Annotated in this window: 9 protein-coding genes; 7 read left to right on the forward strand and 2 right to left on the reverse strand. The window is 64.9% G+C overall.

The genetic code is table 11. The features are described from left to right. The first annotated feature begins 7 nt into the window (after nucleotides 1-7). The 6 genes from prfA to EN857_RS28350 all read left to right on the forward strand — a co-directional run bounded on the left by prfA (nucleotide 8) and on the right by EN857_RS28350 (nucleotide 8,160). The gene (gene prfA / locus EN857_RS28325) at nucleotides 8-1,087 is read left to right on the forward strand and encodes a peptide chain release factor 1 (RefSeq protein ID WP_135859415.1); all 1,080 of its coding nucleotides are present in this window, start codon (nucleotides 8-10) and stop codon (nucleotides 1,085-1,087) included. Further along, nucleotides 1,080-1,958 (forward strand): peptide chain release factor N(5)-glutamine methyltransferase, encoded by an 879-nt coding sequence (prmC, locus tag EN857_RS28330; RefSeq protein WP_127392795.1) that lies wholly within the window; start codon nucleotides 1,080-1,082, stop codon nucleotides 1,956-1,958. Before prfA ends, prmC begins: the two co-directional genes overlap by 8 nt. 330 nt (nucleotides 1,959-2,288) lie before the next feature. Then, a complete protein-coding gene (locus EN857_RS28335) occupies nucleotides 2,289-3,251 on the forward strand; it encodes a DUF4167 domain-containing protein (RefSeq protein WP_245511353.1) in 963 nt (320 codons plus the stop codon). Nucleotides 3,252-3,473: 222 nt separating this feature from the next. Then, complete coding sequence (gene clpB, locus EN857_RS28340; protein ID WP_127391301.1) at nucleotides 3,474-6,080, forward strand: ATP-dependent chaperone ClpB; 2,607 nt, start codon at nucleotides 3,474-3,476, stop codon at nucleotides 6,078-6,080. A gap of 75 nt (nucleotides 6,081-6,155) precedes the next feature. Next, nucleotides 6,156-6,512 carry an MmcQ/YjbR family DNA-binding protein gene (locus tag EN857_RS28345; RefSeq protein ID WP_127391300.1) on the forward strand — a complete coding sequence of 119 codons (357 nt, stop codon included), beginning with the start codon at nucleotides 6,156-6,158 and terminating at the stop codon, nucleotides 6,510-6,512. A 133-nt stretch (nucleotides 6,513-6,645) separates the two neighbouring features. Continuing rightward, nucleotides 6,646-8,160, forward strand: coding sequence for a L,D-transpeptidase family protein (locus tag EN857_RS28350; protein WP_127391299.1), 1,515 nt, complete (start codon nucleotides 6,646-6,648; stop codon nucleotides 8,158-8,160). Here the strand turns inward: EN857_RS28350 and EN857_RS28355 are convergent. Continuing rightward, a complete protein-coding gene (locus EN857_RS28355; RefSeq protein ID WP_127391298.1) occupies nucleotides 8,134-8,766 on the reverse strand; it encodes a TMEM175 family protein in 633 nt (210 codons plus the stop codon). The two genes, EN857_RS28350 and EN857_RS28355, sit on opposite strands and share 27 nt — an antisense overlap. Before the next feature lie 172 nt (nucleotides 8,767-8,938). Here EN857_RS28355 and EN857_RS28360 point away from each other — a divergent pair, with 172 nt between their 5' ends. Next, on the forward strand, nucleotides 8,939-10,510 hold the full coding sequence (locus EN857_RS28360) for an MFS transporter (RefSeq protein WP_127391297.1): 1,572 nt from the start codon (nucleotides 8,939-8,941) through the stop codon (nucleotides 10,508-10,510). A gap of 35 nt (nucleotides 10,511-10,545) precedes the next feature. On the opposite strand, the gene EN857_RS28365 is transcribed toward EN857_RS28360, so the two are convergent. Continuing rightward, nucleotides 10,546-12,510, reverse strand: coding sequence for a M23 family metallopeptidase (locus EN857_RS28365; protein WP_187331473.1), 1,965 nt, complete (start codon nucleotides 12,508-12,510; stop codon nucleotides 10,546-10,548). Between the last annotated feature and the right edge of the window lie 453 nt (nucleotides 12,511-12,963).

Here is a 12,963-nt window from a genome sequence, read left to right on the forward strand (position 1 = left end):
ATCCGCCATGATCAACCTGCCGCGCGACCGCATGGATCAAGTCGTCAAGCGTTTCGAGATGCTCGAAGCGCAGATGTCGGCCGGCCCGGCGCCGGATGCCTATGTTAAGATGGCATCTGAATATGCCGAGTTGCAGGACATGGTGGCCAAGGTCAGGGAATTGCGCTTGGCCGAGCACGAGCAGGCCGACCTCGAAGCGATGCTCGCCGACAAGGGCACCGATGCCGAGATGCGGGCGCTCGCCGAGGCGGATCTGCCAGGGGTGGAGGAGCGCATCGAGGCGCTGCAGAAGGATATCCAGATCCTGCTTCTGCCCAAGGATGCCGCCGACGACAAGAATGCCATCCTCGAAATCCGCGCCGGCACCGGTGGCGATGAAGCCGCTCTTTTCGCCGGCGACCTGTTTCGCATGTATGAGCGCTATGCCGCCGAACGCGGCTGGCGGTTCGAGACAGTGTCGGCCAGCGACGGCGATGCCGGCGGTTTCAAGGAAATCATCGCTACGGTCTCGGGCAAGGGCGTGTTCGCGCACCTGAAGTTCGAATCCGGCGTACATCGCGTGCAGCGCGTGCCGGCGACCGAGGCCAGCGGGCGCATCCACACCTCCGCTGCGACCGTCGCCGTGCTTCCGGAGGCCGAAGAGGTCGACATCGAAATCCGCGCCGAAGACATCCGCATCGACACGATGCGGGCCTCGGGTTCAGGCGGCCAGCACGTCAACACCACCGATTCGGCCGTCCGCATCACCCATTTGCCGACCGGCATCATGGTGGTGCAGGCGGAGAAATCGCAGCACCAGAACCGGGCGAAGGCCATGCAGATCCTGCGCGCTCGGCTCTATGATATGGAGCGCAGCAAGGCGGACGAGGAGCGTTCGGAATCGCGCAAGTCGCAGGTCGGCTCGGGCGACCGCTCGGAGCGCATCCGCACCTACAACTTTCCGCAAGGGCGCCTCACCGACCATCGCATCAACCTCACCCTCTACAAGCTCGACCGGGTGATGATGGGCGAGCTCGACGAGGTCGTCGATGCGCTGATCGCCGACCACCAGTCGAAGCTGCTCGCCGACATCGGCCTCGATGGCTGACATTTTGCCCGGCACGCTCGGGCCGCTGCTGCGGGAGGCGCGTCATCGTCTTGCCGCCGCCGGCGTGGCCGATCCGGCGCTGGATGCCTGGCTGCTGGTCGAGCATTTTTCCGGAACGACCCGCACCCAGGCCATCGCCGAGCCGTCGCAAACGGTGCGGGAGGACGCGATTGCGGCAATCGATGTGGCCCTGCGACGGCGCGTCGCAGGCGAGCCGGTTCACCGTATCCTCGGGTTTCGCGAGTTCTACGGCCTGCGGCTTGGGCTTTCACCCGAAACGCTGGAGCCGCGGCCCGACACCGAGACGTTGGTCGAGGCGATCCTACCCTTCGCCAGGGCGACAGCGGAGCGGCTTGGCGAATGCCGCATCCTCGATCTCGGCACCGGTACCGGCGCCATCGCGCTGGCCCTGCTCAGCGCCGTTCCCGGCGCTGTCGCCACTGGTGTCGACATTGCCGCGGGCGCGCTTGCCACCGCCATGCGCAATGCCTGCGAACTGGGCCTGGCCGACAGGTTCGAAACGCTTGAATCCGACTGGTTTGCAAAAGTTTCCGGCCGGTACCATGTAATTGCCGCAAACCCTCCCTATATACTCAGTCGAGACATAGGAAATCTGCAGGACGAGGTCCGCGATTTCGATCCGCATCTGGCCCTTGATGGCGGCGCGGACGGTCTTGGTCCCTACCGGATCATCGCCGCTGAGGCGACAAGGTTTCTGGAAGCCGAATGCAGGGTTGCGGTCGAGATCGGCCACACGCAACGGAACGAAGTCACGGACATCTTCTTGGCAGCCGGCTACCGGTTGTCCGGTATGTTCTGCGACCTCGGCGGAAACGACAGGGTTCTGGTGTTCGAACGCGCAAACCCCTGATGCAGTGCGAAATAGGGCTTGGCAATGCCCGGGAATGCAGCTAGGGTCGAAGTAACCGGATGAGACGAAGCAGGCAGTGCTCTTAGCGATTCGGTTTTCCTTGGAAATAGCTGCCTTCTTGCGCAATCGACGCCAATGCTTCGTGCGGGAATCGTCCGGCAAGTGATGTAACCGGAACAGGATGGCACGTGGCGCCAACGCAATTGATGCGGGCGAACGCCGGTGAAGAAACGAAACGGCTGGCTGCATGAGCGCCTCCGTTCGTAAAAAAGTTTTCGAAAATTTCACACTGAAGAGAGTCGAATGAGGCCACAACAGCAGAACAGGCGCATGCGCGGTCGCAACAACAATGGCGGCGGCGGTGGCAACAACAACAACCGCAAGGGCCCCAATCCCCTGACGCGCAACTACGAGAGCAACGGCCCGGACGTGAAGATCCGCGGATCGGCTCAGCAGATCGCCGAAAAATACGCCGCACTCGCCCGTGACGCGCAAAGCTCCGGCGACCGGGTGATGGCGGAGAACTACCTCCAGCACGCCGAGCACTACAATCGCATCATTGCCGCCGCGCAGGCGCAGATGCCGATCCAGAACGTCCAGCAGAACCGCGACGATTTCGACGACGATGCGGACGAGGATCGCGACGAGTTCGACAACAACATCGGCAACAGCAATACCGCGGAAGCCCCGGCTGCGCAGGCCAACCATGGCGGCGGGCCGCAGCCGGTGATCGAAGGCGAACTGGCCTTCAACCAGGACAACGGCAGCCGCGATGGCGGTGGGCGCGACGGCCGTGACAATGGCCAGCGCGACAACAATGGCGGGCGCCACCGCGACCGCCGCCCGAACGGCGGCTACGGCCAGAACGGCCAGCGCGGTGATTATAACCAGCGCGGCGAAAATGGCGGCCAGCGCTTCGACCAGAACCGCCGCAACGAGGCGCCGGCGCAGCCGGAAAGCGCCTCCCCGGCGGAGCCGGCCGTCGCGGCCGAGCAGGCACCTTTGTTCGACAGTTTTTCGCCGGCGGCTCTCGCTGCCCAGGCAGAGCGCAACGAAGCGGCCTCCGACAATGGCGGCTCGCGCCGCCAGCGCCGTCCGCGCCGTGCACGCGGCAATGCCGACGAAACCGGTGCCGACCAGGCCGATAGCCAGGTGGAAACCGGCAGCGACAATGCCGGTGCCGAAGCGGTGAATGCCGCCCCTGTCGAAGGCAATGCCGCACCGGCCGAGGACAATCCGGCGCCGGCCGACGGCGCCTCCAGCGATCCGGTTGCTGCCGACGTCAACAACTGAACGGGTCCGGTTTTCAGGTCATCAAGCGGCGGAGAGAAATCTCCGCCGTTTTCGTTTTGCGCGGCGCTGGAATAATATGCATCCCGCGCCGCCTGGACGCCTTGAGAGCCCTGTGCCCCTTCACCATATCTCGCGTGAACAGGATCCGGCTCGAATGAGCGGGTCCGTCACCGCAATCTGATCCGGTGCCGCAAAGCGGGCCGGTGATGGAAGGAGACAGATATGAACCTTGAAAAATACTCGGAGCGCGTGCGCGGCTTCATCCAGTCCGCCCAGACAATGGCGCTCTCGCGCAACCACCAGCAATTCACGCCTGAACATATGCTGAAGGTGCTCGTCGATGACGACGAGGGCCTGGCCGCGTCGCTGATCGAGCGTGCCGGCGGCAATGCCCGCGACGTCAAGCTGGGCGTCGAGGCGGCGCTCGAGGCGATGCCCAGGGTGGAAGGCGGCAACGGCCAGCTTTACCTGGCGCAGCCTTTGGCCAAGGTGTTCGCGACCGCCGAGGACCTGGCCAAGAAGGCGGGCGACAGTTTCGTCACCGTCGAACGGCTGCTGCAGGCGCTCGCCATGGAGAAGTCGGCCAAGACCGCCGACATCCTGTCCAAGGCCGGCGTCACCGCGCAGGCGCTGAACCAGGTCATCAACGATGTCCGCAAGGGCCGCACCGCCGATTCGGCGAGCGCCGAGCAGGGCTATGATGCGCTGAAGAAGTACGCGCGGGATCTGACAGCCGACGCTCGCGCCGGCAAGCTCGATCCGGTCATCGGCCGCGACGACGAGATCCGCCGCACCATCCAGGTGCTGTCGCGCCGCACAAAGAACAATCCGGTGCTGATCGGCGAGCCTGGCGTCGGCAAGACGGCGATCGCCGAGGGCCTGGCGCTGCGCATCGTCAATGGCGACGTGCCGGAATCGCTAAAGGACAAGCAACTGATGGCGCTCGACATGGGCGCGCTGATCGCCGGCGCCAAATATCGCGGCGAGTTCGAGGAGCGGCTGAAAGCCGTGCTCAACGAGGTCACGGCCGCCGCCGGCGGCATCATCCTGTTCATCGACGAGATGCACACGCTGGTCGGCGCCGGCAAGGCGGACGGCGCCATGGATGCGTCCAACCTTCTGAAGCCGGCGCTGGCGCGCGGCGAGCTGCACTGCGTCGGCGCGACCACGCTCGACGAGTACCGCAAGCATGTCGAGAAGGACCCGGCGCTGGCCCGCCGATTCCAGCCGGTGTTCGTCAACGAGCCGACGGTGGAGGACACGGTCTCGATCCTGCGCGGACTGAAGGAGAAGTACGAGCAGCACCACAAGGTGCGCATCTCCGATTCGGCGCTGGTCTCGGCGGCGACGCTGTCGAACCGCTATATCGCCGACCGCTTCCTGCCGGACAAGGCGATCGACCTTGTCGACGAGGCCGCCTCGCGGCTGCGAATGCAGGTCGATTCGAAGCCGGAGGCGCTGGACGAGATCGACCGCCGCATCATGCAGCTCAAGATCGAGCGCGAAGCGCTCAAGGTCGAGAAGGACGACGCCTCGAAGGACCGGCTCGCCAGGCTGGAAAAGGAGCTTGCCGGGCTGGAGGAGGAGTCCACCGAGCTCACCTCGAAATGGCAGGCCGAGAAGCAGAAGCTCGGCCTCGCCGCCGACCTCAAGAAGCAGCTTGACGAGGCGCGCAACGAATTGGCCATCGCCCAGCGCAAGGGCGAGTTCCAGCGCGCCGGCGAGCTTGCCTATGGCAAGATCCCGGAGCTGGAGAAGAAGCTGAAGGAGGCCGAGACGCAGGACGGCAAGGCCGGCATGGTCGAGGAAGTGGTCACGCCCGACCACGTCGCCCATATCGTGTCGCGCTGGACCGGCATTCCGGTCGACAAGATGCTGGAAGGCGAGCGCGACAAGCTGTTGCGCATGGAAGACGAGATCGGCAAGCGGGTCGTCGGTCAGGGCGAAGCGGTGCAGGCGGTGTCGAAAGCGGTGCGGCGCGCTCGCGCGGGCCTGCAGGATCCGAACCGGCCGATCGGCTCGTTCATGTTCCTCGGCCCGACCGGCGTCGGCAAGACCGAGCTCACCAAGGCGCTCGCCAATTTCCTGTTCGACGACGAAAACGCTTTGGTGCGCATCGACATGTCGGAGTTCATGGAAAAGCACTCGGTCGCCCGGCTGATCGGCGCGCCTCCCGGCTATGTCGGCTATGAGGAAGGCGGCACGCTGACCGAAGCGGTGCGGCGGCGGCCCTACCAGGTCGTGCTGTTCGACGAGATCGAGAAGGCGCATCCGGATGTCTTCAACGTGCTGCTGCAGGTGCTCGACGACGGCCGGCTGACCGATGGCCAGGGCCGCACGGTCGACTTCCGCAACACGCTGATCATCATGACCTCGAACCTCGGCGCCGAATATCTCGTCGGCCTCGGCGAGGACCAGGATGTCGATGCCGTGCGCGACGAGGTGATGAGCGTGGTGAGGACCTCGTTCCGGCCGGAGTTCCTCAACCGCGTCGACGAGGTGATCCTGTTCCACCGGCTGCGCCGGCAGGACATGGACCGCATCGTCGAGATCCAGCTCAAGCGGCTGGAGAACCTGCTCGCCGACCGCAAGATCACGCTGTCGCTGGATCATGACGCGATCGAGTGGCTGGCGGCCAAAGGCTACGACCCGGCCTATGGCGCGCGGCCGCTGAAGCGGGTGATGCAGAAGGAGCTGCAGGATCCGCTGGCTGAGAAGATCCTGCTCGGCGAGATCCTCGACGGCTCGACAGTCAAGGTCACCGCAGGTTCCGACCGGCTGAACTTCCGCTCGAAGCCGACGGTCGTGGCGACCGAGGCGGCGGCCTGAACCGCCTTGCCTTACCGGAACGGCGGAGCCTGAATGGGCTTCGCCGTTCTTCTTGTTTGAAATGGCGGGGCCCGCATGACGCTAGACGACTACAACAGCTTCTGCGCCTCGCTGCCCCGGGCGACCCATGTCGTCCAGTGGGGCGGCGCTCACGTCTGGAAGGTCGGCGGCAAGGTGTTTGCCATTGGCGGCTGGAACGAGGGCAAACAGCTCTTCGTCACCTTCAAATGTTCCGACATCGCCTATGACGTGCTGAAGGAGCAGCCAGGCTGCAGGCCCGCGCCCTATCTTGCCTCGCGCGGCATGAAATGGATCCAGCGCCAGACAAGCCAGAGCATGGATGATGCGGCGCTGAAGGACTATCTCGGCGAAAGTCACCGCCTGGTCGTCCTCAAGCTGACGAGACAGACACGCAGGGAATTGGGCCTGTAGCAGCCGGCAGTCCGCCATCTTCATGCCCGGTTCATGTTGGAACCTTAAGCTCGGTAAATGGTTTGCTGGCGAAGGGCTCGCCACAAAGGGACATGCCGCGCGGCGGCAATTACGGACCGGAGAGTTGGCCACAATGTTGCGCACGATCGTCTGCCTTTCGGCTGTTGTCGCCGGATTGGTGTCTTCCGGCGCGTTCGCGGCGCCGAGTGGCGACGGCGCGGAAAGGGAGGCCCGCGCTCCCGGCGGCATCCTTCTCGCCCAGGACGGCAACATCGACGTCTATTACGACGCCAGGGGAAACCGCGTCATAGTCGATGCAGATACCGGCAAGGTCATCGCTATCCAGCCACCGGGCACCAGGCTCGATCGCAGGGCGCTGCGCCGGCAGCTGCGGATGCAGGAGCTCGGCCGCGCGCCGGTCGAGGATGACGACCGCTACTATCTCGACGATCCCGAAGACATGGCCCGCTTCCGCCGCAGGCAGCTGGACGAGGAAGGCAGGGTGATTCCGCCGCCGGCCGACGAATACGATCCCTATGGCGACAATTCCGTGGATGCCTTTCCCCCGGTGCCGGATGATGAAGGCAACACCGCCACCTACCCGGAGGCGCCGAAGCCGAATACCGTCAAGCGCCAACCGCTGAACGAGGCGTCGATCGACCCGAACCAGCCGGCCAATCCGGATACGCAGGCTTCCCTGCCGCCGGACACCGGCGGCAAGGCCACCGTCGACCCGTCGCTGTCGCTCGGCGCGCGCCAGGATGTGGCGGCGCTGCAGGTGCTGCTCGATCGCGCCGGCGCGTCGCCGGGCGTGATCGACGGGCGATTCGGCTCCAATGTCGACAAGGCGCTGGCCGCCTACAACGAGATCACCGGCAGCAATCTGCGCTCGACCGACGCCGTCGGCATTCAGTCGGCGCTGGCGCAGTCGGGCGGCGATGCGTTCGCCTCCTACACCATCACGCCCGAGGACGCGGCCGGCCCCTACGTCGCGTCGATCCCGGAAGACTACAGCCAGAAGGCGCAGCTCGACCGCATGGGCTACACCTCCGTCACCGAAGCGCTGGCCGAGCGTTTCCATATGGACGAGAACTATCTGAAGTCGATCAATCAGGGCCTCGATTTCAACCGCCCCGGCACGATCATCAAGGTTGCCAATTTCGGCAGGCTGGTGTCGACGCCGGTCGCCCGTATCGTGGCCGACAAGGGCAAGAAGGAAGTCTTCGCCTATGATGCTGCGGGCAAGCTGGTCGCCGCCTATCCGGCCACCATCGGCTCGTCCGACACGCCATCGCCGTCGGGCATCCACACCGTGTCGCGTATCGCGCTCGACCCGAACTACACCTACAACCCGAGCATCAATTTCAAGCAGGGCCAGAACGACAAGATCCTGACCATTCCGCCGGGGCCGAACGGGCCTGTCGGCTCGGTGTGGATTGCGCTGGACAAGCCGACCTACGGCATCCACGGCACGCCCGACCCGTCCAAGATCGGCAAGACCGAAAGCCATGGCTGCGTGCGCCTGACCAACTGGGATGCGCGGGAACTTGCCAAGCTGGTGTCACCGGGCGTCACCGTGGAGTTCGTCGGCGGACCCACGATCATCGATGTCGGCGGGACCTCAACCGATGAATTTACGCAGCAGTGAGGCGCGCGGCGCGGCGGCATACACCAGCTGCGCCAGCAGGATGAACGCGATACTGAGCAGCGGGCTGAACAGGCAAAGTGCCGCGCCGACCGCCCACAGGATCTGCGCCTTGATGATGCGCTGATAGACAGTGCGGGTCGTGTCCGCGTCGACCTCCTCGGCGATGAAGCCATTCTTTTGCGCGTACCACCAGCTGGCGAAAAGCGTCACGCCAAGCATCAGAAGATTCAGCCAGTAGACGAGCACCGCGACCCGGTATTCGAGGAAATCGGCCAGCAGGTCGGTGGAGAACGGCAGCAGCGCGATGAAGGCCAGAAAGCAGAGATTGAGCGTTGCCAGCCGCCGGTCCGATCTTGCGATCAGGCCATGCTGCGCCTGCTGGCCGAACCAGAAGATGGTCAGGGTCAGGAAGCTCAGCGCATAGGTCAGGAAGCGCGGGGCGAGTGCCGCAATCGCGGCAAGCAGTTCGATTTCCGAATGCACCGCTTCATGCGGCGGCACCCTGATTTCCAGCACGATCAAGGTCAGCGCGATGGCGAAGACGCCGTCGGTTATGCCAACGATGCGCCCGCGTCCTTCTGCCGATGGTTCGAGCGGTCGCTTCATGGTTTCCCCTTTTGGCGCTGGTTCGGTTGGCGGGTCGGAACCTAGCACGCGACGCTTCGTTTGCATCATAAGTGCCGGCCCTCCTGGCCGTCCTGCCAGCGCAATCTGGTTTCAAGAACAGCAATCTTGTGGCTTGTTGCCGCGACCTCACCGCAGAGCTAAGCAGGCTGTCATGTCAGCTTCGGACGAAAACATCGCCGATTCGCTTTCGACCGCGCAGCGTGCGAACGGCACGTTCTGCCCGCAGGCGCAGCGCAAGTTCGTGCTGATCGCCGCGATCCTGGCGTCCGCGCTCGGTTTCATCGACGGCTCGGTCCTGGCCATCGCGATGCCGGCGCTGCGGGAAAATCTCGGCGCCAGCCTGGCCGAGGTGCAATGGATTTCCAACGCCTATGCGCTGACGCTATCGGCGCTGATCCTGGCAGGCGGTGCCGCCGGCGACCGGTTCGGGCTCAGGCGCGCATTCGTGACCGGCATTGCGCTGTTCATCGCCGCTTCGCTGGCCTGCGCGCTGGCGCCCAATGCCGGCGTGCTGATCGGCTTCCGCGCCATCCAGGGGATCGGCGCCGCCATCATGGTGCCGGGCAGCCTCGCCATCATCGCCAAGGCCTATCCGAAGAAGGAGCGCGGCCGTGCGATCGGCGTCTGGGCCGCGGCCTCGGCGCTGACGACCGCGCTCGGTCCGGTTCTGGGCGGCCTCGTGCTGTCCACCTTCGGCAATGGCATCTGGCGAGCGATCTTCGCCATCAACCTGCCGCTGGGCCTCATCTCGATCTATCTTCTCCTGGCCAAGGTGCCGGCCGATGACGCGACGGAAAAGCGCAGCCTCGACCTCGGCGGCGCCGGACTCGCCACGCTGGCGTTCGGATTGCTGGCCTACGGCCTGACCTCGATGAGCGCCGAGGGCGGCGGCCAAATGTCCTGGCCGAGCATCGCAGCCGGCCTGGTGCTGCTTGTCGTGTTCGTTTTCTTCGAGCGCCAGCATCGCGAGCCGATGATCGACCTGTCGCTGTTTCGGATCGGCGCCTTCGCCGGCGCCAATCTCGCGACCTTCTTTCTCTATTTCGCGCTGTCGGCCAATCTGTTCTACCTGCCGATGCTGCTGATTGCCGGCTGGGGGCTGAGCACGGCCGAGGTCGGCTTCATTTTCGTGCCGCTGTCGGCATCGATCGCGCTGCTGTCGGGACCTGTCGGCCAGTGGTCGGACAAGATCGGGCCGAGATTCCCGATCGCCGCCGGCAGCCTGCTCGTTGCCTTTGCCTTTGCCGGGCTGGCGCTGCTCACCCATGCCGGCATCCATAATTTCTGGACCGGGACCTTTCCATTGATGGCGCTGATGGGGCTCGGCATGGCGCTGGTCGTGTCGCCGCTGTCGACCGCGATCATGACGGCGGTCGAGGACAAGGACACCGGCGCCGCCTCGGGCATAAACAATGCGGTCTCGCGCATCGGCGGCCTGATCGCGGTTGCGGCGATGGGTTCGCTCGCGGCCTGGGTCTACGCACTGAACACCGGCGCTGCGCCCGGCATTCCGGGTTTCGGACAACAGGCGCCGGCAGGGCTTGCATCGGATCTCGAAGCCGCAAGGCTCGCCGCCAGCGACGCGGCCTTCGCGGCCGTCGCCGCCGTCACCACGCTGCTCTGCCTGCTTGCGGCCGTCATCGCCTGGATGACGGTTTCCGGCCAGGCGCTGCCGTGGCCACGCCGAGCGGATGATCCACAGGCTGATTCGCCACGAAACTGATTCGTCGCGGGCGACAGGCGGATTCGCTCGCCAACCTATCCTTCGACCTTGGCGCTGGCGACCTTGAGCGGATTGTTGTCTTCCTGCTTGAGCAGGTCGTCGATACGCTCGCGCTCGCGCTTGAAGGCAACCAGGTCGTCGCCTTTCAGCACCTTGCCGACCGGCAGACGAACGCGCATCGGATCGACCTTGGTGCCGTTGACGATCAGCTCGTAGTGAAGATGCGGGCCGGTGGCGAGGCCGGTCTGGCCGAGATAGCCGATGACCTGGCCCTGGCGGACATGGACGCCTGGCTCGATGCCTTTGGCAAAGGCGGTCTGGTGATTGTAGGAGGTTTCGTAGCCGTTGGCGTGGCGGATGATGATCTGCTTGCCATAGCCGCCGGCCCAGCCGGCCTTCTCGATGGTGCCGTTGCCGGCGGCGATGATCGGCGTGCCGATCGGGGCGGCCCAGTCGACGCCGGTGTGCATGCGGACATAGCCGAGGATCGGATGCCGGCGGGCGCCGAAGCCGGAGCGGAATTTTCCCGCCGGCAGGGGATTGCGCAGCAGGAACTGCTGGGCGCTGGAGCCGTTCTCATCGAAATAGTCGGTGCTGCCGTCCTGCATCTGGAAGCGATAGAAGTTGCGCAGCTGTCCGCCGAAGGTCGCCGAGACATAGAGCAATTCGGATTCGTCGGAGGCCTGGTCGTCGCCGTCCGGCTGCGAGAACAGCACGTCGATTCTGTCCGAGGGGCTGAGCCGCGACTGGAAGTCGACATCCGAGGCGAGCAGCTTGACCAGTTGCTGGGTCAGCTTCTTCGACATGCCGTAGGAATAGGCGGCGCGGTAGATGCCGTCATAGATGTTGGGCAGGTTGCCGCGCACGATCACCGGCGGCGAATCGTCGAATGCGGTCAGCAGTTCGGGATTGGGCTCGGGCTCCTGCGCCGGCACGTACTGGCCGCGATCGTCGAGCGCGATGGTGACGATGTGCTGGGTCCGGTCATAGACGCTGGTGCGCACCACCTTGGCGGCATCGCCATGGATTTCGAGCCCGACGCGCAGCACGGTTCCGGCCTTCAGCGCCGGGGCGTTCAAAAGCTTGCCGATCGCCTCGGCCATGCCGGTGGCGTCGCCGCCGGTATAGCCCGAATCAGCAAAGGCCTCGGCGATGTCGGTGTCCTTGGTGAAGGGGATGATTTCCTCGGCGAAGGCCGGCGTCTGATCGTCCGCCTCGACGCGCGGCGAGACCGAGACATTCTCGGGCACGATCTTCACGTCATAGGAGCCGGCCATGCTTTCGGCGAAGGCATCGCCGAACCGCTGCGGATCGACATAGTGCAAGGAGGCGACCTGGATGGCGCCGTCGCTGAGATCGGTGCCGGCCTCGCGCACCACCTTTTCCACCTCGTCGGCGGACAGGTCGCTCTTCTCGTCGAAGGACGCCGTTTCGATCGGGAAATCGACGGTCTTCAGCGACATCTCGCTTTCGACCTTGGCGCCATAGATCTGGCCGGCGACGGCCGCTGGCGCCGGCTGGCCGGCATTGTCGTCGCCGTCGTCGCTGAACACCTGCATCGGGTCGAAGGGCGGGTAGGGGCGGTTGGTCGTGTGGCCGGCGGCCAGCGCCATCTTGATCTGCACGAAAGGCATGGTGTGGATGACGTCGCGGTCGCCGACCTTGGTGACCATCGACACTTCCATGCGCCGGCGGTCCTTGGCCTTGGCGATCTGACGCGGCGCCACCAGCCTGGTGGTCTTGGCCATCTCGCCTGAATCGCCGCCGTTCTCCATATGGGCGAGCTCGGCGATCTCGGGCGGCGTCGCCAATTGCTGACGCCCGTCGAGCGCGGCGAACAGCGCCACGCCCATCAGGACGCTGGAGGTCACGCCGGTGAGAAAAGTGCCCGACAGCCAGCGCGCCGATACCTCGCGCCGATCGGGCGGGCCGCTCCGGCCATCCGCGATCAGCGGCGGCTCGTTGCCGAGTTCGGCTATGACATCTTCCGTATCTGGCATCCAGAAAGGCTGCTTCTTCCCCGGGCGGAACGGCTTGTCGCTTTTGTTGTGCGCATGACACTTGCCTGTCACGGCGGTTTAAGTCAACGAAACGCCAAGCCTAGGCCGAAATCCCCAACCGCGCGTCTCTTATAACTGGTCTTCCCACAGTCCCTATAGAAGGCCTCGCGCGGGGGTGCGCGGGCGCCTCCTTCGTTGGTGCCGGTGTCGAACCGCAATGCGGCGGCAATAGGGCTCCCTGGTGGCCGCCATCCGCGTTATCCCCGTTCCGTAGGGGCAGCCGGCTATCAACAGGCAGGGGCCGAAACTTCTGTCGCAAAAAGTTCAAAAACATCTGAGAAGGCTGTTGACAGTATGAAGAGGTGGCGACTATATACGCCTCACCAACGAGGGCGGCTCGCCGCTGGCGACGAAGAAGTTCGCTTCTAAATCTGCCCTTGTGAGAAATTCAAG

The sequence above is a fragment of the Mesorhizobium sp. M4B.F.Ca.ET.214.01.1.1 genome, from assembly GCF_004791545.1.
Taxonomy (GTDB): domain Bacteria; phylum Pseudomonadota; class Alphaproteobacteria; order Rhizobiales; family Rhizobiaceae; genus Mesorhizobium; species Mesorhizobium abyssinicae.